Genomic DNA, 21,481 nt, shown 5'->3' with positions numbered 1-21,481 from the left:
CGCGGTGTGCGGGCGGCCCTCGTCGTCTCCCTGCGGCCAGGAGGGGCAAGGGTGTCAGGCCCCTCCTGGTGGCGGCGTCAGGCGGCGCCGGGCTCCTGGGTGTTGTCCTTGGGGTACTTGGTGATGAAGTCCATCACGACCTGGCCGGACAGGTCGCCGCACAGCTGGCGGTGACCGGCGTCGGAGGCCCAGTGCGACAGCGCGTACACCGTGCCGGCGGGGAACGCGCCGCGGCTGGCGTCCCACTCGACGACCTTGAACTTGCCGGAGGCCTGGGGCTGCTTGTCGGCCTTGTCGGCGATCTCCTTGAGCAGCTTCGTGTCCTTCACCTTGGTGCCGTCGTACCAGAGGATCGTGTAGCCGTGCTCGAGGTTGTGCACCAGGGTCTCGAGCGGCGGCCGGTCGGCGGCGGTGTAGAAGTCGCGGCCGCTGACGTCCGGGGTGGCGAAGTGCGGACCATGGCTGGGAGGGATCGTGTCGTACTGCACCGACGTCTCGCTCGGCTTGTTGGTGCCGGGGCCGACGTGCTCGCCGCTGCCGGAGTTGGGGTCGGTCGTGACCGGCTGGCACTTGGCGGCCGCGAGGGAGACCCCGAGGTTCGGCAGCTGACCGGCCTTGGCGTCGTTGACCGCGAACAGGACGACACCACCGAGGGCGGCCAGCAGCACGAGGCAGCCCACGATGATCATCCCGGCGACGCGGCGCTCCTTGGCCTTCTGCTGCTGCTGGATCTCGGCCAGTCGGGCCTTGCGGTCCTGGCTCGCACGCTTGTTGCTCACGGGTTCCTCGGGGAGTCGGGGGCGGTTCGCGCAGAGTCTACGGTCCTCGCCCGGTGGTGCGGTCGGGGTCCGGCAAGGTGCCGGGCGCCCGGTGGTCTGTCGGGGCAACGCGCGAGAATGGCCCGGTGTCCCCGTCCGCCGAGTCGAGCCGCGTGTGGCGGCCCGGTCGCCCGACGGCGGTCGGGCTCGTCGTGGCGGCCTTCCGCCGTGGCGCCGGCGACCCGACGTTCCAGTCCGACCGCGGCGACGGCTGGTGGCTCGGCCTGCCCACGCCAGCGGGACCGGCGACCCTGAGGCTGGTGCAGCGCTCGGACCTCGCCGAGGTGCACGCCACCGCCTGGGGCCCCGGTGCCGCGTGGGCGCTCGACCAGGTGCCGTCGCTGCTCGGGGCGCAGGACGACGACCGCGACTTCGTGCCGCACCACCCGCAGGTGGCGCAGGCACACCGGCGGTATGCCGCGTGGCACGTCCCGCGGTCGGGCCTGGTGCTGCACGCCCTCGTGCCCGCCGCCATCGAGCAGAAGGTGACCGGGCAGGAGGCGTTCGCCGGGTACCGGCTGCTCGTGCGGCGGTTCGGCTCCCGCGCGCCCGGGCCCGGTGCGGACCGCCGGCTGTGGGTGGCGCCGGACGCCGCGGGCTGGGCGGCCATCCCGTCGTGGGAGTGGCTGCGGGCCTCGGTCGACGGCGCCCGGTCGGGCACGGCCGTGCGTGCCGCCACGGTCGCCGGGCGGCTGGAGCAGGCCGTCACCCTGCCGGCGAGGGAGGCGTCGCGGCGGCTGCGCGCGGTGCCGGGCATCGGGGTGTGGACCGCGGCGGAGACGGCGCAGCGGGCGTTCGGCGACGCCGACGCGGTGAGCTTCGGCGACTACCACGTCGCCAAGAACGTCACGTGGGCCCTGACCGGCGAGGCCCTGGGCGACGAGGAGATGGCCGAGGTGCTCGAGCCGTACCGCGGCCACCGGTTCCGGGTGCAGCGGCTGCTCGAGCTGAGCGGGGCCATGCGCCCCCGCCGCGGGCCGCGGATGGCACCGCGGACCCACCTGCCCAACCGCCAGAGGTGAGCTGCCCCACCGCGGTGACGGGCGCTGGCAGGTTCAGGTGACGGGAAGCTGCAGGACCACCTCGAGCCCGGCCGGCTCCGGCGGCTCGGCGACCTCGACACCCTCACCCCACAGCGCGGTCCGCAGCCGGCTGACGGCCACCCCGAGCTGGTAGCCCGAGTCCGCCTGGACGCGCAGGTGGTCGGGGCCGACGTCCACGGCGGCCTCGGGGCAGCCGCGCAGCGCCACCCGGACCGCCCGGGCCACACGCTCGGCCACGACCTCGGGGGCGACGGAGGCGATGCCGTCCTCGAGGGCGGCGGGGGAGCCCGGCGGGACGCCCAGCGCGGACCGCACCGCCTCGACCCGGCCGAGGCCGAACCAGTCCTCGCGCCCCGTCCTGACCAGCGAGCGCGCGCCCGCACCCACGACCTCGGTGGCCCAGCCGGAGCCGCGGACGACTGCGGCCGGGACGTGCGAGACCTTGCCCTTGACCAGGTCGGCGGCGGCGGCGAGCTCGTCCGCGACCGCCCGGCTCGTCACGCTCAGGGGGGCGCCGTCGGCGTCCACCCCGCCCCGCAGGTCGTCGGTGACCTGCACCCCCGCGGACCCGAGGGCGAAGTCGGTCTGGCCCACCCTCCACGGCCGGCCCGCCGTGTCGCTCACGACCACCCCGAGCCGGGTCAACCCGGTGAGGACCAGCAGCCGCTCGCGGAGCCGGGCGGCCTCCGCGTCGGGGTCGTCGGGCAGGAGCAGCAGGCCGTCGACGCCGCCGGTGTTCGAGGCGTCGACCCCGGCAGCCGCCATGACGGGCCCGCTCGTGGCCTGGACGATGCGGGTCACCCGGTCACCGACCACCCGCTCGGCGACCACGCGCACGGTCTGGGCCACGACGGCGGCGGCCCGGTCCTGGGTGTCGGCCCACAGGCCGAGCGACTTCGACACCACCTTGCTCGACACGACGACCACGTCGCCGTCCACGAGGTCCAGCGGCATCGCCGCACAGGCGGCCACCACGAGCCCGGCGAGGTCGTCGTCGGCGTGGACCTCCGGGATCCCCTCGACCCCGACGACCTCGAGGCGCACGTCAGCGCGCCCGGAGCTCGAGCGCGAGGTCGAGGGCGGCGCCGGCGATGTCGGCGGCCGCTTCGCGGTCGGTCATGAGCAGCGGCTGCCCGACCACCCTCGCCCGCGGGACCTTCACCGCGTCGACGTCGTCGGGGGCGACGAGCCAGCCGTCGAGGAAGTCCTCGTACAACCCGGCCACCGCGCCCGCGGTGGACTCGACCCCGATCGCGGACAGGCAGGCGTCCGCGTGCCCGCGCACCGGCACACCGCCGATGAGCGGTGACACGCCGACGACCGGCGCCCGGCTGCCGCGCAGGGCGTCGCGCACGCCGGGGACGCCGAGGACGATGCCGATGGAGACGACCGGGTTGCTCGGCGGCAGCAGGACGACGTCGGCCTCGCGGATCGCGTCGAGCACGCCGGGCGCGGCCGTCGCCCGGTCCATGCCGACGGCGAGGAACTGCTCGGCCGGCACCTTCGCCTGCATGCGCACCCACCACTCCTGGAAGTGGACCGCGCGCCGTCCCGCGTCGTCCTCGACCACGACGTGGGTCTCGACGGGGGAGTCGGTCATGGGCAGCAGGGTGATGCCCTTGCCCGGCAGGCCCCACCGGTCCGCGAGGCGGGCGGTGACCTCGGACAGGGTCAGGCCCTGGCCGAGCCACTGGCTGCGGACGACGTGGGTGCCGAGGTCGAGGTCGCCGAGGGCGAACCACTGCGGTTCCGCACCGTATGCCGCGAGCTCACCCTGGAGCCGGTGGCTCTCGTCCGCACGGCCCCAGCCCTGCCCCTCGTGGACGCCGCCGCCGAGCGTGTACAGCAGCGTGTCGAGGTCGGGGCAGACCCGAAGGCCGAAGAGCGTGATGTCGTCGCCGGTGTTGCCGACGACGGTCAGGGTCGTGTCCGCGAGGTCGGGGGTGCGGTCGAGGTGGTCGCGCAGCCCGCGCAGGAAGCGGGCGCCGCCGACGCCACCGGCCAGTGCCGTGATGCGCATGCCACGCAGTCTGTCAGTGCCCCTCCGCCGGCCGCTCACGAGGGCGGGAGAGAACCCCCATGGCTGCCACAGCAACTCCACAGGGAACGCCCCCACGGTGGGAGACATGCACAGAGCCCTCGACCGGGGAAGGATCCAGCGATGACCCGCCGCACCCACCCGCTGACCACCGCACGACGGTGGACCACCGGGGCCATGCTCTCGGCCACCGCCATCAGTGCCGCACTCGGCCTCCACCTCGCCGAGGACCACGCCAAGGCCACGGCGGCGGGCCACAGCGCGGGCACGGGCAGCTCCACAACCGGCTCGGCGTCGCCCTCCGCGTCCCCGTCGTCGAGCTCGTCGACCACGTCGGCGGCGAAGGCGAAGGCCGCCGCCACGCCCACGGCGAAGGCCACGGCGAAGCCCAAGGCCGCGACGTCCTCGTCGTCCTCGAGCAGCTTCGGGTCGGTCGGGTCTGTCGGCTCCGGGACCGGGTCCTCCCAGGCGAGCTCGAGCGGCTCATGACCAGCCGCCACGACGCCCGCGGCGCCTTCACCGCGGCCGCGACCTTCCGCGCCATCGGGACCACCCACCGCATCGTGGTGACCCGACCGGAGGTGCTGGGCGACGCCATCGTCGCCGCGCGCACCCACCTCGGCGCGCTCGACCGGGCGGCCTCGCGCTTCCGCGCCGACTCCGAGGTCAGCGTGCTGGCCCGCCGGGCGGAGGACGGCCCCGTCACCGCGCTGGTGTCGGAGGTGCTCGCCGACGCCGTCGACGCGGCGCTCGCGGCAGCCCGGCTGACCGACGGCCTCGTCGACCCGACGGTGGGGGCAGCGGTCGTGGCCAGCGGCTACGACGACGACCTCGAGGCGGTGCGCGCGGCCGACCGCCCGCTGCCGGCCGACCGCCCGCTGCCGGCCGACCGCCCGCTGCGGACCGCCCGCCCGCTGGCCGGCGCCTGGCAGCAGGTGCGGCTGGACCGCGAGCTGGGCCTGCTCAGCGTGCCGCAGGGCGTCCTGCTCGACCTGGGTGCGGGCGCCAAGGCGCACGCCGCCGACGTCATTGCCGCCCGGCTGGCCGCCACGCTGCCCGGCGGGTTCCTCGTCGGGCTCGGCGGCGACATCGCCGTCTCCGGCGACCTGCCGCCCGGCGGCTGGCAGATCGGCATCGAGGGGACGTTCGGCGAGGAGCGCCAGGTGGTGACCGGGACGGGGCAGGCGTTCGCGACCTCCTCGACCACCCGGCGCACCTGGACCCAGGGCGGCCAGCCCCGCCACCACATCGTCGACCCGCGCACCGGGCGCACCGCCTCCAGCCACTGGGAGCAGGTCACCTGCGCGGGCGCCACGGCCGTGGAGGCCAACGCCGCCTCGACCGCGGCCGTCGTCCTCGGACCGGACGCGCCCGCCTGGCTGGCACGGCACGGCATACCGGCCCGGCTCGACCGCGCCGCGGACGGTGCCGTCACGACCACGCCCGGCTGGCCGGACCCGGCCCGCCACGACCTCACGGGGAGTGCGGCATGAACGAGCTGCTCTGGTACACCTCGCGTGCCACCGGCGTGGTGAGCCTCGCGCTGCTGACCGCGGTGCTCGTCCTCGGGGCGCTCACCTCGGGTCGCCGGGCACCTCACCGCGTCTCGCCCGCCGTCGTGATGGGCCTGCACCGTTCGCTGGCCCTCGGGACGACGACGTTCCTGCTCGCGCACATCGCGACCGCCGTGGGGGAGACCTACGTCAACATCGACCTCGTCTCGGCCTTCCTGCCGTTCACCTCCGGCTACCAGCCCCTGTGGGTCGGGTTCGGGACCATCGCGTTCGACCTCGTGATCGCGCTCGTGGTCACCTCGCTGCTGCGCCACCGCCTGCCCGAGCGGCTCTGGAAGGCGGTGCACGTCCTCGCCTTCGCGCTGTGGCCCTCCGCCGTCGTCCACGGCTGGGCGATGGGCACGGCCAACCAGCCCCTGCTGCGGGGGGCCACCCTCGCCTGCGCCGCGATCGGGCTCGCCGCCCTCGCCTGGCGCGCGGTCAGCACCCACCACGACCGCGACCGCCGTCGTGCCGTCGCCCTCCAGGAGTGGTCATGAACCTTCTCGCCCAGCTCGAGTCCGCCGGCCTGACCGGGCGCGGCGGAGCCGCCTTCCCGACGGCCACCAAGCTCCGGGCCGCGCACCAGCACCGCGCGTCGCTCATCGTCAACGCCTGCGACGGCGAGCTCGGGGCGGCCAAGGACGCCTTCGTCGTCGAGCACCACCTCGACGAGCTCGTCCGCGGCGCGCGCGCCGTCGCCCGCAAGCGGGTGCTCTTCGCCGCCCACCGGGGCTCGGCCACGGCGGCGCGGCTGCACGCGGCCCGCCTCCCCGTGCTGGAGGTGCCGCACCGGTACGTCTCCTCGGAGGAGTCCTCGCTGATCTCCCTGGCCCAGGGCGGCCTCGCCCGGCCGATGACCAAGCGGGCGCCGTTCGTCGGCGGCGGCTCGGACTCCACCGGCCGCCGGGTCGCGCCCACCGTCGTCCTCAACGCCGAGACCGTGTGGCGGGTCGCCCAGGTGCTCGAGCACGGGCCGGAGTGGTTCCGGCTGCACGGGACGGCCGCCGAGCCGGGCCCGCGCCTGGTGACCGTGAGCGGCGCGGTGAACCGGCCCGGCGTGGTCGAGACCGCCGCAGGCGTCCGCCTCGCCGACCTCGTCGAGGCCGCCGGCGGCCCCCTGCCCGAGGGTCCCGTCGTCGTCGGTGGCCTCGGTGGGGTGCTGCTGTCCGCCGACGAGGCCCGGGTGCTGCGGTGGTCGAGCGCGGACCTCGAGCCGTACGGCACCAGCACCGGCCCCGGTGTGGTCCACGTGTTCGACCCTGCCGCGTGCCCGGTCGAGGAGGTGGCGCGGTGGCTGCGGTATGCCGCGGGCGAGAGCGCGGGGCAGTGCGGGCCGTGCATGTTCGGAGTGCCTGCCCTGGCCGAGGACTGGGAGCTGCTGGCCGGTGGCGCGGTGTCGCGCAGCTGGGACGCCGCCCTGGACCGCATCGGCCGACGGGCCGAGCTGCTGCAGGGCCGTGGGGCCTGCCGCTTCCCCGACGGGGTCGCGGGCTTTGCCACCTCGGCCGTCCGGGTGCTGGCCGAGCACCTCGAGGAGCACGCGTCCGGCCGCTGCTCGACCACCTCGGGGGTGGCGGCATGAGTCTCGGCGGCCCGGCGAGGACCGCCGCGTCCCCAGGGGGAGCGGCCGAGCTGCGCGTGGACCGGGTGGCCTGCAGCGGCCACGGGATCTGTGCGAGCCTGCTGCCCCGGACCATCGAGCTCGACGAGTGGGGCTATCCCGTCCTCGCCCCCGGGGGCGGGCACGACGACCCGTCCGACGTCGAGGCCGCCGTCCGCCTGTGCCCCGCCCGCGCGCTCTACCTCATGAACCGCACCTGACGGCACCCGGGTCCGTCCCCCTCCTCCGATTGGGCGGATATCAGAGTTCGGCTTGACGAACCACGTATGACACGCGTGTAATTCCACTGTTGTGACGAACCGGTCACGACGACGGCGGCACCGGGTCGAGGAGGAAGCCGTGCAGGAACTTCAGTTGATCGCCCTCGACGGGGGCGACGAGGGCGAGCTGTCCTGGCAGGAGCGCTCGCTGTGTGCCCAGACCGATCCCGAGGCGTTCTTCCCCGAGAAGGGCGGCTCGACCCGCGAGGCCAAGAAGGTCTGCGTCGGTTGCGAGGTCCGGTCCGAGTGCCTCGAGTACGCACTGGCCAACGACGAGCGGTTCGGCATCTGGGGTGGGCTGTCCGAGCGCGAGCGCCGCAAGCTCAAGAAGCGTGCGGTCTAGCCGCCCGCGCGGCGGCCCCCTCGTGACGAGCGCATGACGCTTGCCCCACCCCAGCACGGCCTGACCGACCCTTCGGGTGGGTCCCTCGCCGACGCCGTGGTCACCGCGGTGCTCGTGCTCCGCGGCCCCGTGTCAGCCCTCGACCAGACCCTCGACTCCCTCGCTCGGCAGACCCGCCGCCCCGACCGCCTCGTCGTGGTCGACGCCGGCCTCGACGGCAACGCCGTCGAGCGGGTGCGGGCCCACGACGGCCTCGCCTCGGCCGTCCCCGAGATCCTCTACGTCACCGTCCCGCGCCTCCGCTCGGTGTCCGCGGCGGTCCGCACCGCCCTGGCGGAAACCTCCCACCCACCACTGACAGCCGGGACCGCCGACCGGTCCGACGACGTCGTGCGCCACGTCTGGGTGCTGACCTCGGACAGCGTCGCGGCGCCCATGACCCTGGCCCGGCTCCTCGACGCGGTCCGCCGCAGCCCCTCCGTGGGGGTGGCCGGCCCCAAGCTCCTGGACTGGGATCGCCCCGGTGCGCTGCACTCGGTCGGCCTCCAGCTCACCCGTTCCGGGCGGGTCATCCCGGCCCCCGCGCCCGGCGAGCCCGACCAGGGCCAGTACGACCGCCGCACCGACGTCCTCGCGGTCCCCTCGACCGGCATGCTCGTGGAGCAGGACCTCTTCGAGCTCCTCGGCGGCCCCGACCGGGCCCTCGGCGACTTCGGCGGGGACGTCGACCTCGCCTGGCGGGCGCACCAGTCGGGTCGCCGGGTCGTCGTCGTGCCCCGCGCCACCGTCCGGACCGGCGCACCCGTCCCCGAAGGTGGCGCCCCTCCGGCCGACCTCTCGTCCCGCCGCCGCCGGGAGGCCCGACGGGTCGCCCTGGCCCGGTGCGCGCTCTGGGCCGTGCCCTTCCTCGCCGCCTGGATCCTCCTGACCAGCGTGGCCGCCGCGGCCGCACTCCTGCTGGCCAAGCGACCCCGAGCCGCCTGGGCCGAGCTCTCGGACGTGGGGGCGGTGCTCACGCCCGGCCGCGTCCTCGGTGCCCGGTGGCGCTCGCGCGGCACCCGCCGCGTCCGGCGCCGCGACCTGCACGGCCTCTTCGTGCCGCCGCGCACCGTGCTGCGCCACACGACCGACCTCATCCACGACCAGGTCGGGGTCGACGACGCCGACGACGTCCGCGTCGAGGGGGTCGAGTCCGGCCCCGTCGCCGACGAGGCGCAGGACCTGCACGTCCTCGGCTCGACCTGGGCCTCCCGCACCGCCCGCAACCCCGGCCTGGTCGCCGTGGCGCTCATGGCGGTCGTCGCGGTGGTCGCCACCCGTGACCTGGGCGGCAGCTGGGTCGACCGACTCGGCTCGGGGATGAGCGGCGGTGAGCTGATGGGGGTGCGGGCCACGTCGTCCTCGCTCCTGCACGCGTGGCTCGACGGCTGGCACGGTCCCGGCCTCGGCTCGACGGGCGAGGCGGGACCGCACCTCGTCGTGCTCGCCGGCCTGGCCTGGGTCGTCTCCCACGTGCCGTTCCTGTCCGCCCCGGACTCGCCCGCCGGTGCCGCCGTCGCGCTGCTGGTGACGTTCGCACTCCCGCTGGCCACGGCCGCGGCATACCTCGCCGGCCGGGTGGTCACCCGCTCGCGCTGGCCCCGCGCCCTGGCTGCCCTCGCCTGGTCGAGCACCTCGGTGCTCACGTCCGCGGTCGCCGGTGGCCGGCTCGGCGGCGTGGTCGCCGCCGTCCTCCTGCCCCTCGTCGCCGCCGGTGTGGCGCTGGCGGCGCGTCGCGCGGGCACCGCGACGGCCACGGCCGCCACGGTGCTGGCGGCCGGGGTGCTCGGCGCCTTCGCGCCCGTCCTCCTGGTGCCCGTGCTGCTGGCCGGCCTCGTGCTCCTCGTCGTCGGCCCCGGGGGCCGCCGCTGGCGCGGTCTGGCCCTCCTGGCCGGACCGCTCGCCCTCCTGGGGCCGTTCGTGGGCGCCGTCCTCGGCCGGCCGGCGCTGCTCGTCACCGGACCCGGGCTGGCCGTGTGGGGCACCGCGCAGGCCGCCCCGTGGCAGCTCGCCCTGCTGTACCCGGGGGGCCCCGGCTCGTTCCCGGTCCTGTTCTCCGCTCCCGTGGTCGCGGTCGGGCTGCTCGCGCAGCTGCGCGTGGGGCGCCGGGGCGCGGCCGCCGGCGCCCTCGCGCTGGTCGGCCTCACCGGGCTGGGCTACGCCCTCGTCGCGCCCCGACTCGTCGTCGGCACCGTGCCCGACGGGCTGCCGCACGCCGGCGGGCCCGTCACCGCCTGGCCCGGGACCGGCCTGCTGCTGTGGGCGCTGGGGCTCCTCGGCGCCGCCCTCGTCGGTGCCGACGGCCTGCCCCTGTCGCGCGCCCGCGGCGGTTGGCTCGCGCTGCTGCGCTGGCCGGTGGGGGCCGCGCTCGTCGCGGCGGTCCTGCTGGGCGCGGGGTGGACGTCGTGGCGCACGCTGGGATCCACGCTGGGCGCCTGGTCCGACCCGCGGCCGGCCGTGGCCGTCGACCAGGCCGAGAGCGGCATCTCCAACAGGATGGTCCTCGTCGCCCCGCTGGGCCAGGGCCTGTCCTACCGCCTCGTCGGCCGCGAGCCGGGCGACGTGGCGCGCTCCCTGCCGGTGCCCACCGACGGCCCTGAGACCCGGACGCTGTCCAGCGCCGTCACGGCCCTCTTCCAGGAGGGGGACCCCCCCACCACGAGCCCCACGGCCGTGCTGTCCGACCTTGCCGTCGGCTTCGTCGGGCTGCAGGCCGACGCCGACGACCCGCGGGTGCGTGCCCTCGACGCGACCGCGGGCCTCAGCCGCCTCGGTGAGCACGACGGCACGATCTTCTGGCGGGTGCTGCCCGGGGGTGGCGCAGCGGCCGACGACAGCCTCGCCCCCGCACGCGCCCGGCTGGCCACCAGGTCCTCCGAGCAGGTCGTCCCCACCTCCGGCGACCACGGGCGGCTGGACGCCGAGGTGGTGGCCCCGCAGGGCACCACGCTCGTCCTGGCCGAGCCCCAGGCATGGACCCGGCACGCCCGGGTCACCAGCGACGGACAGGTCCTGGCGCCCGCGGGCGACACCGCGGCGTACCCGGTCCCGGCCGGCTCCCACCGGATCGAGGTGACCGTCCTGCCGGGCGACACCTACTGGCGCTGGCTGCAGGGCCTGACCCTGCTCGTCGCGGCCTTCCTGGCGATCCCGTTCGGCAACCGTGCGTCCCGGAGGCGTCCATGACCGTCCCCGTCGCAGCCCTCGTCCGCACCGTCCTGGTCGCCGCCGCCGGTGCGGGGGTGGTCCTCGCCGCCACCCAGCACGACGGCGCCTTCGCCATCGGGTCCGGTGCCCGGACCACCCCGCCCTCGACAGCCAGCGCGGCCGTGCGCGACTCCTCCCTGCTGTGCCCCGGTCCCGAGCTGCGGGGTGTGCCTGGCCTCGCTGACGAGCCGGTACCCGGCGGGGTGGCTGCGGTCACCGCGCCGGACCGGGTGCTCGGCAGCACCCGGCCACAGGGGAGCGGAGGAAGCGTCACGCTGCGCACCATGCCCGGGGGAGCTGCCCTGGGGTCCCCGGCGACTCGGCGTGGCGCCGGGACCGCGACCACCGTGGCGGCCGCCACCGGCGTGGAGGTCAGTGCCACCCAGGACCTCGCCCCGGGACTCGCCGCCGCACAGTCGTGGCTGGTGCCGTCCGGCGACCGCCGTGCCCTGTCGGTGACCGCCTGCGGGGAACCGGGTTCGGACCTGTGGCTGCTCGCCGGCGGTGGCGCGCCCGGCCGCCAGGAGCGCCTCGTCCTCACCAACCCGGGTGGGAACCCCGTGTCCGTGGACGTCACGCTGCACGGCGCCCAGGGCCCCGTCGCCTCGCCCGGCGGCTCCGGACTGGTGGTGCCGGCCCACGGCCGCACGGCCTTCCTGATCGACTCGATCTCCTCGGACCTCGCCAACCCCGCGGTCCACGTCGTCGCCCACGGCGGCGTCGTCGGGGCTGTCGTGGCGGACACCTGGCTCGACGGCACCCGCCCGGCCGGCTCGGACGACGCGGTGCCCAGCGCGTCGCCGTCGCGCGAGCAGGTTGTCCCCGCCGTGTCGGTCGACGGGCACGCGACCCTGCGCGTGGTCGTCCCCGGCCGGGACGAGGCCGTCGTCCAGGCCCGCGTGCTGACGAGCAACGGGCCCCGCGCCCTGCCCACCGGGGGCGTCGTCCGGGTCGACGGCGGCGCGGTCCACGACTTCGACCTCTCCGGTCTGCCGAGCGGGTCGGTCGCCCTGCAGGTGCGCGCCGACCACCCGGTCGCCGCCGCCGCGATGGTGGTCCGCGACGGGCCCGGCAAGCCGGGCGACCTCGCGTGGAGCTCGTCCACGCCTGCGATCGACGGAGTGGCAGGTATGCCGCTCGCGAAGCCGGCGGGGACGCCGGACGGCTTCGTGGTGCGCCGCAGCCTGCTGCTGACGGCCACGGGTGCGGCCACCGGGGTGGAGGTCGTCACCGTCGACGGGGCCGGGAACGCCACGTCCGACCGCGTGTCGGTCGCCGCCGACAGCACGACCACCGTCGACGTCAGCGCGGCCTCGTCCGTGTGGGTGCACCGGGTCACGGGTGCGGGAGCGCTGCGGGCAGGGGTCGTCTCGTCGGGTGTCGACTCGTCCGGGACCCTCATCTCGAGCACGCCCCTGCGGGACACGACCCTGCGCTCGAGCACCGTGGCGGTGCGCGAGGCACCCCAGGGCTGACCGCGACGCCTCGAGGCGACCAGAGGGTTGCCGAGCCGACCGGCAGCCGTCGCCCCCGTCGGCAGCGCCTGACTCCCTGCGTGGTTCCCGTGCGCCGGTGAGGCTCCGAGCCGGCTACTCGTCGTCGTAGCGCGGGTCGAGCTCGTCGGGGTTCAGCCCGAACAGGGCGGCCACCTGCTCGACGACGACGTCCTGGACGACCGCGGAGAGCTCCCGGGAGCTCTCCGCCCGGTTCTCGACCGGGCGCCGGTAGACGACGACCCGGGCCGGCTGGCGTCCGTGCGCGGGGAAGGTGCGCCCCAGGGGGACGCCGTCACGCTCCCACGGCGCGGGGTCGGACGGCGGGACGTCCTCGACGGCGAACTCGACGTCCCGGATCCGGGGCCCGACGCGTCCCTCGAGCCGGGCTGCACTGTCGAGCACGAGGTCGTCGAACTGCTCGCGCCGCGTCGCCATCGCGGGCACGGCGGGCCATGCAAGGGGGCCCCGGAGGCCGCGGCCGCGCCGGTCGCGGGTGCGCCCGCGCCCCCGCCCTGAAACCCCTCGGGTCGAACTCACGCAGCCACCCTACGGCGTGCCGGGGCGGCACTGTCGGAGCCGTGGCATACAGTCCTCGCGTGAGTCTGTCGAGAAGGTGCTCCCGCACCGCGTGCCCCAAGGCAGCCATCGCCACGCTCACCTACGTCTACGGCGACCAGACCGCGGTCGTCGGGCCCCTGGCCACGTATGCCGAGCCGCACACCTACGACCTGTGCGCCGACCACGCCGACCGGCTGACCGCTCCGCGCGGGTGGGAGATCGTGCGGTTGTCGGGCGAGTACGTCGAGCCCGAGCCCTCCCACGACGACCTGCTGGCGCTCGCCAACGCCGTCCGCGAGGCCGGGCGTCCCAAGCTCGGCGAGCCGCCGGCCCCCTCCCGGGTCGTCGGCCAGGTCGAGGAGGGGTCCTCGGGCGCCGTCGAGACCAGCCGCCGCGGGCACCTGCGCGTCCTGCGCGACCTCTGAGCCTGCGACCGCCGGAGCCGGCGGCCCCGCTAGGGTCTGTACCGTGCCCGTTCCCGTGCTGACCGACTTCGTCAAGGCCTACGACGTCCGTGGGGTCGTCCCCGAGCAGCTGAACGTCGACGTGGCGTGGGTGATCGGGGCGGCGTTCGCCCAGCTCGTCGCTGCCGACGGGGCCACCGGCGTCGTCATCGGCCACGACATGCGCCCCTCCTCGCCGGAGCTGTCGCGGGCCTTCGCGGCGGGGGTGACGGCGCACGGGCTGGACGCGACTCTGATCGGACTGTGCAGCACCGACGGCCTCTACTACGCCAGCGGCGCGCTCGACCTGCCCGGTGCCATGTTCACGGCCTCGCACAACCCGGCCCGCTACAACGGCATCAAGCTGTGCCGTGCCGGCGCGCGCCCCGTCGGCCAGGACTCCGGTCTGGCCACGGTCCGCGACACCGCCCAGGCGCTGCTGGACTCCGGGACCTCCGCGGGCCCGGCCGGTGTCGAGCCGGGCACGCTGCACGAGCGCGACGTCCTCGCCGACTACGCGGCGTTCCTGCGCGGCCTCGTCGACCTGTCCGGCGGCCGTCCGCTCAAGGTCGTCGTCGACGCGGGCAACGGCATGGGCGGCCACACCGTCCCCGCGGTCCTCGGCACCGGCGCCGGGCTGCCCGGGCTGCCGCTGGACGTCGTGCCGCTCTACTTCGAGCTCGACGGCACCTTCCCCAACCACGAGGCGAACCCGCTCGAGCCGGAGAACCTGCGCGACCTGCAGGCCGCGGTCAAGCGCGAGGGCGCCGACATCGGCCTGGCGTTCGACGGCGACGCCGACCGCTGCTTCGTCGTCGACGAGCGCGGGGAGCCGGTGAGCCCGAGCGCGGTCACCGCCCTCGTCGCGACCCGCGAGGTCGCCCGCGAGGTCGCCGCCGGCCGCGACGCCGCCGACGTCGGGATCGTCTACAACGTCATCTCCTCGGCCGCCGTCCCCGAGATCATCGGCGAGCAGGGCGCGCGCGGCATCCGCACCCGCGTCGGCCACTCGTTCATCAAGGCCGAGATGGCGCGCGAGGACGCGGTGTTCGGTGGGGAGCACAGTGCGCACTACTACTTCCGCGACTTCTGGTTCGCCGACACCGGGATGCTGGCGGCAATGCACGTCCTCGCGGCCCTCGGCGAGCAGGACGGGCCGCTCAGCCGGCTCACCGCGGCATACAGCCGGTATGCCGCGTCCGGAGAGATCAACTCGACGGTCACCGACGCGGGCGCCGCGACCGGGCGGGTGCGCGAGTGGGCGGCGCGGCAGGGCGCCGAGTTCGACGAGCTGGACGGCCTCACCGCGACCCACGCGGGTGGCGACGTCGACCCGATGTGGTGGCTCAACCTGCGCGCCTCGAACACCGAGCCGCTGCTGAGGCTCAACGTCGAGGCCGCCGATGCAGACACGATGGCACGGGTGCGGGACGATGTCCTCGCCCTGGTGAGAGGAGAACAGTGATGGCGCACGACACGGGGGCGACCGCCTCCATCGAGCCCTGGCTGCGCGAGATCCTGCGCTGCCCGGCATGCCGCTCCGAGCTTGCCGACGCCCAGGGCGAGACCGGCGCCGAGCTGCACTGCACCAACACCTCGTGCGGCCTGCAGTACCGCATCGACGAGGGTGTCCCGGTGCTCCTGGTCGACGAAGCCCGCAAGCCCGCCTGAGCCGAGGCCGTCATGGCGCCGTTCCTCGACGAGGCTCGCATGGACAGCGAGGAGGCGGTCGCCGCCCTCGACTCGCGGCAGACCCTGCGCGGGCTCGCCACGGCCGGCGCCCAGGTGCGCGAGGCGGTGGCGCTCGCCACGGAGGGCGGCATCGACCGCGTCGCCGGGGGAGAGCGTCCGAGGTCGGTGCTCGTGGCGTCGCTGGGCGGCTCGGCAGTCGTCTGCGACGTGCTCGACCTGCTGGCCGAGCCCGGGTCCCCGGTGCCGGTGTCGACCCGGCGCAACGTGCCGCTGCCCGGGTGGGTGGGGCCGCTGGACCTCGTCATCGCGGTGTCCCTGTCCGGGCGCGCGGCCGGACCCCTCGCCCTGGCCGCCGAGGCGGCCCGGCGCGGCGCCGCGCTGTTGACGGTCGGGGCCTCGGACTCGCCGCTCGCCGACGCCTGCGCCCGCGCCCGCGGGGTGCACATCGGCGTGGGGCGGGAGCGCGCGTCGTCCCGGACGGCCCTGTGGTCGCTGCTGGCGCCGGTGCTGCTGGGGGCCGGGAGGCTGGGGCTCGTCCACGTCGACGAGCGCGTGCTCCACGAGACCGCGGACCGGCTCGACGAGGTGGCGGAGGCCTGCCGCCCGTCGTCGGAGTCGTTCGTCAACCCGGCCAAGGTGCTCGCCACCGACCTCGCCGACGGCGTGCCGGTGATCCTGGGCGACGGGCCGCTGGCCGGCGTGGCCGCCCTGCGCGCCGCCTCGATGCTCGCGCGGACGGCTCGGGTGCCTGCCACGACGGGTGAGCTCCCGGACGACGCGGCGCAGGTGGTGTCCTGCCTCGACGGGCCGTTCACGACGGCCTTCTCCGGGGTGGGCAACCCCGGCGGGACCGGTGGACCCCGCCGCGGTAGCGACCGGGCCGAGGCGGACATCTTCGCCGACCCCTACCTCGACGGGCCGGCCTCACCCCGGTTGTCGCTGCTCATGCTGCGTGACGCGCCGGTCGAGCCGCCGACACGGGAGTCGGACGAGGCGTTGCGGCTGGCCGACACGGTGGCCGACTCGGCCCGGGAGGCCGGGGCGCGCGTGTCCGAAGTCGTGGCGGGCCCGGGGGAGCCCGTGACGCGGCTGGCCGGGTTGATGGCGACGACCGACTTCGCCGCGACCTACCTGGCGCTCGGGCTGGGGCTCGACCCCGGCGTCTCCCCGCACGTCGCGGACCTCGCCGACCGCACGGGGCGCGGCTGACGCCCGAGGGGCCCCCACGCGTCGTGGCCGGTGCGGGTGGTCAGAGGGAGAGCGGAAGGACCTCGGCCGTGGGCAGGGCGGCGAGCTCGGTGGCGGCAACGAGGAGCTTGCTCGCGCGGATGCCACTGCCGATGACGACGGTCCCCGCCGCGAGGACACCCTGGTCGACCAGGACCGGCCAGTCGCCCGGCAGGCCGACCGGCGTGATGCCGCCGTACTCCATCTCGGTGAGGGCGACCGCCTCGTCCATCGGCGCGAAGCTGATCTTGCGCACGTCGAGGTGCCGCCGGACGACCCCGTTGATGTCGGCCCGGTCGGTGGCGAGCACCAGGACCGCGGCCCGCCGGACCTCGCCGCCCCGCTTGCCGGCCACGACGACGCAGTTGGCGGAGTGCGCCGGGTCGCTGTCGTATGCCTCGCAGAAGGCGGCCGTGTCGGCCAGCGTCGGGTCGATCGACGCGACCCGGGCGGAGGGGGCCTGGACCAGGGCGGCGGCCACGGGCGGCGCGAGGAGGTGCGGGTGCTCGGTGGCGGGCGCCCAGGAGAGGGTGCCTTCGGGGGTGGCCATGCGGGTGAGGCTACCGAGGCGTCCCCGGCTCGAGCAGCACGTACCCCGCGTCCGCGCCCAAGACCTGCCACCCCCGGGAGCGCAGCGCATCCACGACGGGAAGCCCCTTCTCCAGAATGACGGCACGCGGGGCGAAGTGTTCAAGGTCCTCCTCCCAGCCGGGCCGGGCGGCCATGACGTCGAGGTAGGAACGCGCGAGGATCGGGCCGTAGATCTCCGCCCTGGTGTCGGCCGTGTGGGAGAGCTGCGGGTGGCTGTACATGAGCCACCCACCCAACGCGTCGGCGTTGTACACAACAGTCCCAGCGGGCAGGTTCGAGAGAAGAGTGTCGAAACGATGCGGCACCCCGACCGGCGTCTCGGGGGTGTGGGCGGCCAGCACGGCCGACGCCACCAGCGAGAGCGCGGCCGCCCATGCTACGAGGACTCGTTCTGCGGTACTGACAGGCCGGCGTCGATGACGCACCGCTGCACTGACCGCTGAAGCGGCAATAGGCGCCACGATGATGGCGCCCACGGCGACGGTTCGCATGCTGCTGACGGACCAGACCAGTCCGACGAGCCACAGCGTCATGTATGTCCAAGACCACGTGGAACGTCGGGCCACCCACGCGACCGGAACCACAAGAAGTAGTGCCGAGGTTGCGATGACGGACAAGGTGGCCGACGTGGGTGCGCGCCATTCCTGGATGTACGGGCTGACGGCATGGACGGTCTGGAAGGAGGTCAACAGAGCGGGACCGAGAGGCGTGAGTACCGCCAAGGCCGCGCTCCCCAACGGGATGGACGCGAGTCGAAGTGCCGACTTTCGATCGAGTCGACGATCGGCGAGCATTCCCAGGATGGTTGCTATTCCAACCGTCACGCCGACGACCCAGGTGCCGTGCGAGCAGGCCCACACGTACGCCACGAGCAGAAGCCACCACCTGGGCCTACCGTCCGACGCAGTGTTCAGCCACGCGGAAACAGTGATGACGAGAAGCGCAAAGCCCACGAGCTGGGGACGCGGGCTGAGGCTGTCGGCCGTTCCAAGCACAGCAACTGCCGCCACGGATGCGGCCGACAAGCCGTCCGCCCGCTGGCGACAGGCGATGAGCAGGAGCACGCACAGGAGCACGCGCCATGCCTGTGCCAGCCACACCACGGCTGGCAGGCCGCCGAGGTGATCTGCCGCAGCCAGCAGCAGATCGGGCAACCACTGGTTGAGCACCCATGGCTTCGTGGTGAACGAAGAGTACGGATCGGGTCCGCTGAAGGCCCCCGTGGTCCACAGATGGCGTCCTGCCAGCACGTGCCACGGGGTGTCGGGGTCGGAGAGACCGGTTCCCGCCGTCCGCGCCGTCAAGAGAAGCAACAAGCAGAACAGCGCCGTCGGCGCGTGACGACGAGCTGCCGAAGCGTTCAATCGACGCTTCCTCGATCCGGCCCCCGGGACGAGCCCTATCGGCTCGACCCGGGGCCTGCTGGTGCTCACTCGGTGCAGTATGGAGTCATTCCGGCGGTCGCTGGTCCCGTGCAGTAAAGCGGAGCCAAAGGGACGACCTCCCTAGGCCGGCAGGTGGTCCCGGCCTCCTCGGATGGAATGAGCAGCGTGGACGGCTGCCACAACGGCCGCGCCCACGAGGAGGCCGAGGATGGCAGAGCCCGCGGTGTTGGTGACCCAGCCGAGCACGCCGCCGAGGGGACCGGTGGCGTCGTGGACGGCCTCCTCCACGTGATGCACCCACGAGTACGGAGCGTGGAGCCCTAGGTCGTCGAGTCCCACCAAGAGGATGTGGCCACCGACCCAGAGCATCGCGGCGACGCCCACCGCGGACAGGGTGGACAGCAGACGGGGCATGCCGTGGACCAGACCTCGGCCCAGAGAGCGGGTCACGCCGGACCCCGTCCCCGACAGGTGCAGGCCGACGTCGTCCATCTTCACGATGAGGGCCACCACGCCGTAGACGAGGAGCGTGATGAGCAGCGCGACGATGACGAGGATGACTGCGCGGCTGGGGAGGGGCTCGCTCGTCACCTGGTTCAGCGAGATCACCATGATCTCGGCGCTGAGGATGAAGTCGGTCCGGATGGCACTGCGCGTGATCTCGTTCTCGTCGGCCCCGGTGCCGTCGTCCGCCGCGCCCTCCTCGTCATGCCCGCTCAGGCGCTCCCAGATCTTCTCGGCGCCCTTGAAGCACAAGTAGGTGCCACCGAGCATGAGCAACGGCGTGAGCGCGACCGGGAGGAACTGGCTGAGGAGCAGGGCTGCCGGGAGGATGAGCAGGATCTTGTTGCGGAGGGAGCCGATCGCGATGGTGCGGATGATGGGAAGCTCGCGCGCGGGTTCGATGCCCTCGACGTAGCGCGGCGTGACGGCCGTGTCGTCGACGATGACGCCGGTCGCCTTGAGGCTGGCCCTCCCCGCCGCGGCGCCGACGTCGTCGATCGACGCAGCGGCCGCCTTGGCCAGGACGGCCACGTCGTCGAGCAGGGCGAACAGTCCACCAGCCATCAGCAGGCCACCGCGGTGGGCTCGTCCCGGGCGCGGACCAGGATGAGTGCAGGGGTCACCCGGTCAGCCTAGTTGGTGGCCGCGGGTGTCTCCGGTGCCTGACCGGTGTCAGGACGGGCCGGGCGCCCCGTCGCTCTCCTGGTCGTCGTCGCCGGGTGCGACCCGCTCCTCCTGGCTGTTGGGCACGGGCTCACCGCCCGGCTCCACCTGGTAGTCGCCCTTGACCTTGTCCCAGGCCTCGAGCTTCTCCTCGTCGACGTCCAGCTCCACCCGCTCCGACCGGCCCTCGCGCTCGGCATCCGGCCGCTCGACCTCGGCGTCGGCGATCTCGCTCGGGACGCCGCTGCTCGGCTCACTCATGGCTGCTGCTCCTGTGGGTCTGGGGCGTGTTGCGCGGCCCCGGCTCCCGAACCCCTTCACCGGGCGCGGGGCGGTGCCGGTCAACCTCACCGTAGGACGCCCCGGCACCAGTCGCCCGCCGAGGCGACCGCGAGCCCGTTCGGTTGGGGCTCCGGAGGCGCGCTCCGGTACAGTGGGAGGTCGCCGGCGCGGGTGATACCCCGCTCTCGTGAACGCCCAGATGGGCTGCGCCGGGTCGAACATCGTGAAGTCAACTACAGGAGATACGTCATGTCCTTTGACTACAAGGTTGCCGACCTGGGCCTCGCCGAGGCCGGCCGTCACCAGATCCGCCTGGCCGAGCACGAGATGCCCGGCCTGATGGCGCTGCGCGAGGAGTTCGGCGAGAGCCAGCCCCTCAAGGGCGCCAGGATCGCCGGCTCGCTGCACATGACCGTGCAGACCGCCGTCCTCATCGAGACGCTCACTGCGCTCGGTGCCGAGGTCCGCTGGGCCTCCTGCAACATCTACTCCACCCAGGACGAGGCCGCCGCGGCCGTCGTCGTGGGCAAGGGCACGCCTGAGGACCCGCAGGGCGTCCCGGTCTTCGCCTGGAAGGGGGAGACCCTCGAGGAGTACTGGGACTGCACCAACGAGATCCTCACCTGGCCCGGCGGCGAGGGCCCGAACATGATCCTCGACGACGGCGGCGACGCCACCATGCTGGTGCACAAGGGCCGTGACTGGGAGACCGCCGGCCAGGTCCCCGCGACCGACGAGCAGGACTCCGAGGAGTTCGGTGTCGTCAAGGCGCTCGTCCGCCGCACCATCGCCGAGGACCCGAAGAAGTGGACCACGGTCGCCGCCGGCATCAAGGGCGTCACGGAGGAGACCACGACCGGCGTGCACCGCCTGTACGAGCTCGCCCAGTCCGGCGACCTGCTCTTCCCGGCCATCAACGTCAACGACTCGGTGACCAAGTCCAAGTTCGACAACAAGTACGGCTGCCGCCACAGCGTGATCGACGGCCTGAACCGCGCCACCGACGTCCTCATCGGTGGCAAGGTCGCGGTGGTCGCCGGCTTCGGCGACGTGGGCAAGGGCGTCGCCTCGGCCCTGGCCGGCCAGGGCGCCCGGGTCGTCGTCAGCGAGATCGACCCGATCTGCGCGCTGCAGGCCGCGATGGAGGGCTACCAGGTGGCCCGCCTCGAGGACGTCCTCGACATCGCCGACATCTACGTCACCACGACCGGCAACTTCAACATCATCACTGCCGAGCACATGCAGAAGATGAAGAACAAGGCGATCGTGTCCAACATCGGCCACTTCGACAACGAGATCGACATGGCCGGGCTGGCGCGCGTCCCCGGCGTGACCAAGACGCAGATCAAGCCGCAGGTCCACGAGTGGACCTTCACCAACGGCAACTCGATCATCGTCCTGTCCGAGGGCCGCCTGATGAACCTCGGCAACGCCACCGGCCACCCGAGCTTCGTCATGTCGAACTCCTTCGCGAACCAGACGATCGCCCAGATCGAGCTGTTCACGAAGAACGACGAGTACGACAAGCAGGTCTACGTGCTGCCGAAGCACCTGGACGAGAAGGTCGCCCGCCTGCACCTCGACGCCCTCGGCGCCAAGCTCACCGAGCTCACCAAGGAGCAGGCCGAGTACATCGGCGTCGACGTCGCCGGCCCCTACAAGCCGGAGCACTACCGCTACTGACGCGCCACCCCCGGCCCCACCCGGTATGCCGC

At 74.4% G+C, this 21,481-nt stretch carries 22 protein-coding genes; 14 read left to right on the top strand and 8 right to left on the bottom strand.

Annotated features, from left to right (window positions below):
• Positions 1-77 precede the first annotated feature (77 nt).
• The gene (locus ACFUC1_RS15580) at positions 78-779 is read right to left on the bottom strand and encodes a DUF3105 domain-containing protein (protein ID WP_379121356.1); all 702 of its coding nucleotides are present in this window, start codon (positions 777-779) and stop codon (positions 78-80) included.
• A gap of 125 nt (positions 780-904) precedes the next feature.
• Between ACFUC1_RS15580 and ACFUC1_RS15575 the strand changes: the two genes are divergently transcribed.
• On the top strand, positions 905-1,840 hold the full coding sequence (locus ACFUC1_RS15575; protein WP_379121354.1) for a DNA-3-methyladenine glycosylase family protein: 936 nt from the start codon (positions 905-907) through the stop codon (positions 1,838-1,840).
• Positions 1,841-1,873: 33 nt separating this feature from the next.
• Here ACFUC1_RS15575 and cofE read toward each other — a convergent pair whose 3' ends face one another.
• Together cofE and cofD are read right to left on the bottom strand one after the other, a co-directional pair.
• Positions 1,874-2,905: a coenzyme F420-0:L-glutamate ligase gene (gene cofE / locus ACFUC1_RS15570; RefSeq protein WP_379121352.1), complete on the bottom strand. Its 1,032-nt coding sequence runs from the start codon at positions 2,903-2,905 to the stop codon at positions 1,874-1,876.
• A gap of 1 nt (position 2,906) precedes the next feature.
• A complete protein-coding gene (gene cofD, locus ACFUC1_RS15565; RefSeq protein ID WP_379121350.1) occupies positions 2,907-3,881 on the bottom strand; it encodes a 2-phospho-L-lactate transferase in 975 nt (324 codons plus the stop codon).
• Between the two features lie 141 nt (positions 3,882-4,022).
• Between cofD and ACFUC1_RS15560 the strand changes: the two genes are divergently transcribed.
• From ACFUC1_RS15560 to ACFUC1_RS15525, 8 genes are all read left to right on the top strand, one after another.
• Positions 4,023-4,388 carry a hypothetical protein gene (locus ACFUC1_RS15560; RefSeq protein ID WP_379121348.1) on the top strand — a complete coding sequence of 122 codons (366 nt, stop codon included), beginning with the start codon at positions 4,023-4,025 and terminating at the stop codon, positions 4,386-4,388.
• Positions 4,385-5,392: an FAD:protein FMN transferase gene (locus ACFUC1_RS15555; protein WP_379121346.1), complete on the top strand. Its 1,008-nt coding sequence runs from the start codon at positions 4,385-4,387 to the stop codon at positions 5,390-5,392. The genes ACFUC1_RS15560 and ACFUC1_RS15555 overlap by 4 nt, the downstream gene beginning before the upstream one ends.
• On the top strand, positions 5,389-5,952 hold the full coding sequence (locus ACFUC1_RS15550) for a ferric reductase-like transmembrane domain-containing protein (RefSeq protein ID WP_379121344.1): 564 nt from the start codon (positions 5,389-5,391) through the stop codon (positions 5,950-5,952). The genes ACFUC1_RS15555 and ACFUC1_RS15550 overlap by 4 nt, the downstream gene beginning before the upstream one ends.
• The gene (locus ACFUC1_RS15545) at positions 5,949-7,037 is read left to right on the top strand and encodes an NADH-ubiquinone oxidoreductase-F iron-sulfur binding region domain-containing protein (protein WP_379121342.1); all 1,089 of its coding nucleotides are present in this window, start codon (positions 5,949-5,951) and stop codon (positions 7,035-7,037) included. Before ACFUC1_RS15550 ends, ACFUC1_RS15545 begins: the two co-directional genes overlap by 4 nt.
• On the top strand, positions 7,034-7,276 hold the full coding sequence (locus tag ACFUC1_RS15540) for a ferredoxin (RefSeq protein ID WP_379121340.1): 243 nt from the start codon (positions 7,034-7,036) through the stop codon (positions 7,274-7,276). Before ACFUC1_RS15545 ends, ACFUC1_RS15540 begins: the two co-directional genes overlap by 4 nt.
• A gap of 139 nt (positions 7,277-7,415) precedes the next feature.
• On the top strand, positions 7,416-7,679 hold the full coding sequence (locus ACFUC1_RS15535; protein ID WP_310149452.1) for a WhiB family transcriptional regulator: 264 nt from the start codon (positions 7,416-7,418) through the stop codon (positions 7,677-7,679).
• A 33-nt stretch (positions 7,680-7,712) separates the two neighbouring features.
• Complete coding sequence (locus tag ACFUC1_RS15530) at positions 7,713-10,904, top strand: glycosyltransferase (RefSeq protein ID WP_379121338.1); 3,192 nt, start codon at positions 7,713-7,715, stop codon at positions 10,902-10,904.
• Positions 10,901-12,400 carry a DUF5719 family protein gene (locus tag ACFUC1_RS15525; protein ID WP_379121336.1) on the top strand — a complete coding sequence of 500 codons (1,500 nt, stop codon included), beginning with the start codon at positions 10,901-10,903 and terminating at the stop codon, positions 12,398-12,400. Before ACFUC1_RS15530 ends, ACFUC1_RS15525 begins: the two co-directional genes overlap by 4 nt.
• Before the next feature lie 114 nt (positions 12,401-12,514).
• On the opposite strand, the gene ACFUC1_RS15520 is transcribed toward ACFUC1_RS15525, so the two are convergent.
• Positions 12,515-12,856 (bottom strand): metallopeptidase family protein, encoded by a 342-nt coding sequence (locus tag ACFUC1_RS15520; RefSeq protein ID WP_379121358.1) that lies wholly within the window; start codon positions 12,854-12,856, stop codon positions 12,515-12,517.
• Between the two features lie 161 nt (positions 12,857-13,017).
• On the opposite strand from ACFUC1_RS15520, the gene ACFUC1_RS15515 reads away from it, so the two are divergent.
• From ACFUC1_RS15515 to ACFUC1_RS15500, 4 genes are read left to right on the top strand one after another with little or no spacing between them, the layout of a single operon-like run.
• Positions 13,018-13,404, top strand: a complete 387-nt coding sequence (locus ACFUC1_RS15515; RefSeq protein WP_379121334.1) for a DUF3499 domain-containing protein — start codon at positions 13,018-13,020, stop codon at positions 13,402-13,404.
• Between the two features lie 43 nt (positions 13,405-13,447).
• Positions 13,448-14,887 (top strand): phosphomannomutase/phosphoglucomutase, encoded by a 1,440-nt coding sequence (locus ACFUC1_RS15510; RefSeq protein WP_379121332.1) that lies wholly within the window; start codon positions 13,448-13,450, stop codon positions 14,885-14,887.
• Complete coding sequence (locus ACFUC1_RS15505) at positions 14,887-15,093, top strand: Trm112 family protein (RefSeq protein ID WP_310149436.1); 207 nt, start codon at positions 14,887-14,889, stop codon at positions 15,091-15,093. Before ACFUC1_RS15510 ends, ACFUC1_RS15505 begins: the two co-directional genes overlap by 1 nt.
• Positions 15,094-15,132: 39 nt before the next feature.
• Complete coding sequence (locus tag ACFUC1_RS15500; RefSeq protein ID WP_379121330.1) at positions 15,133-16,323, top strand: SIS domain-containing protein; 1,191 nt, start codon at positions 15,133-15,135, stop codon at positions 16,321-16,323.
• Between the two features lie 40 nt (positions 16,324-16,363).
• On the opposite strand, the gene ACFUC1_RS15495 is transcribed toward ACFUC1_RS15500, so the two are convergent.
• The 4 genes from ACFUC1_RS15495 to ACFUC1_RS15480 form a co-directional block, all read right to left on the bottom strand.
• The gene (locus tag ACFUC1_RS15495; RefSeq protein ID WP_379121328.1) at positions 16,364-16,891 is read right to left on the bottom strand and encodes a YbaK/EbsC family protein; all 528 of its coding nucleotides are present in this window, start codon (positions 16,889-16,891) and stop codon (positions 16,364-16,366) included.
• Between the two features lie 10 nt (positions 16,892-16,901).
• Positions 16,902-18,365, bottom strand: a complete 1,464-nt coding sequence (locus ACFUC1_RS15490; RefSeq protein WP_379121327.1) for a hypothetical protein — start codon at positions 18,363-18,365, stop codon at positions 16,902-16,904.
• A gap of 72 nt (positions 18,366-18,437) precedes the next feature.
• Entirely contained in the window at positions 18,438-19,385 is a 948-nt protein-coding gene (locus tag ACFUC1_RS15485; protein ID WP_379121324.1) for a DUF808 domain-containing protein, read from the bottom strand.
• 108 nt (positions 19,386-19,493) lie between these two features.
• Entirely contained in the window at positions 19,494-19,745 is a 252-nt protein-coding gene (locus tag ACFUC1_RS15480; RefSeq protein ID WP_379121321.1) for a hypothetical protein, read from the bottom strand.
• Positions 19,746-20,015: 270 nt separating this feature from the next.
• Here ACFUC1_RS15480 and ahcY point away from each other — a divergent pair, with 270 nt between their 5' ends.
• A complete protein-coding gene (gene ahcY / locus ACFUC1_RS15475; protein WP_379121319.1) occupies positions 20,016-21,449 on the top strand; it encodes an adenosylhomocysteinase in 1,434 nt (477 codons plus the stop codon).
• The last annotated feature ends 32 nt before the right edge of the window (positions 21,450-21,481 follow it).

The sequence above is a fragment of the Pedococcus sp. NPDC057267 genome (assembly GCF_042668795.1).
Classification (GTDB): domain Bacteria; phylum Actinomycetota; class Actinomycetes; order Actinomycetales; family Dermatophilaceae; genus Pedococcus.
Note: the sequence above shows the minus strand (reverse complement) of the source record. Positions and strands in the feature narration are given on the sequence as shown.

What these genes read in the sequence shown, in the direction of transcription:
- ACFUC1_RS15485 (WP_379121324.1), bottom strand. Translation starts at nt 19,385, where the DNA reads ATGGCTGGTGGACTGTTCGCCCTGCTCGACGACGTGGCCGTCCTGGCC.
- ACFUC1_RS15545 (WP_379121342.1), top strand. Translation starts at nt 5,949, where the DNA reads ATGAACCTTCTCGCCCAGCTCGAGTCCGCCGGCCTGACCGGGCGCGGC.
- cofD (WP_379121350.1), bottom strand. Translation starts at nt 3,881, where the DNA reads ATGCGCATCACGGCACTGGCCGGTGGCGTCGGCGGCGCCCGCTTCCTG.
- ACFUC1_RS15505 (WP_310149436.1), top strand. Translation starts at nt 14,887, where the DNA reads ATGGCGCACGACACGGGGGCGACCGCCTCCATCGAGCCCTGGCTGCGC.
- ACFUC1_RS15480 (WP_379121321.1), bottom strand. Translation starts at nt 19,745, where the DNA reads ATGAGTGAGCCGAGCAGCGGCGTCCCGAGCGAGATCGCCGACGCCGAG.
- ACFUC1_RS15530 (WP_379121338.1), top strand. Translation starts at nt 7,713, where the DNA reads ATGACGCTTGCCCCACCCCAGCACGGCCTGACCGACCCTTCGGGTGGG.
- ACFUC1_RS15555 (WP_379121346.1), top strand. Translation starts at nt 4,385, where the DNA reads ATGACCAGCCGCCACGACGCCCGCGGCGCCTTCACCGCGGCCGCGACC.
- ahcY (WP_379121319.1), top strand. Translation starts at nt 20,016, where the DNA reads ATGTCCTTTGACTACAAGGTTGCCGACCTGGGCCTCGCCGAGGCCGGC.
- ACFUC1_RS15525 (WP_379121336.1), top strand. Translation starts at nt 10,901, where the DNA reads ATGACCGTCCCCGTCGCAGCCCTCGTCCGCACCGTCCTGGTCGCCGCC.
- ACFUC1_RS15540 (WP_379121340.1), top strand. Translation starts at nt 7,034, where the DNA reads ATGAGTCTCGGCGGCCCGGCGAGGACCGCCGCGTCCCCAGGGGGAGCG.
- ACFUC1_RS15500 (WP_379121330.1), top strand. Translation starts at nt 15,133, where the DNA reads ATGGACAGCGAGGAGGCGGTCGCCGCCCTCGACTCGCGGCAGACCCTG.
- ACFUC1_RS15560 (WP_379121348.1), top strand. Translation starts at nt 4,023, where the DNA reads ATGACCCGCCGCACCCACCCGCTGACCACCGCACGACGGTGGACCACC.
- ACFUC1_RS15550 (WP_379121344.1), top strand. Translation starts at nt 5,389, where the DNA reads ATGAACGAGCTGCTCTGGTACACCTCGCGTGCCACCGGCGTGGTGAGC.
- ACFUC1_RS15495 (WP_379121328.1), bottom strand. Translation starts at nt 16,891, where the DNA reads ATGGCCACCCCCGAAGGCACCCTCTCCTGGGCGCCCGCCACCGAGCAC.
- ACFUC1_RS15520 (WP_379121358.1), bottom strand. Translation starts at nt 12,856, where the DNA reads ATGGCGACGCGGCGCGAGCAGTTCGACGACCTCGTGCTCGACAGTGCA.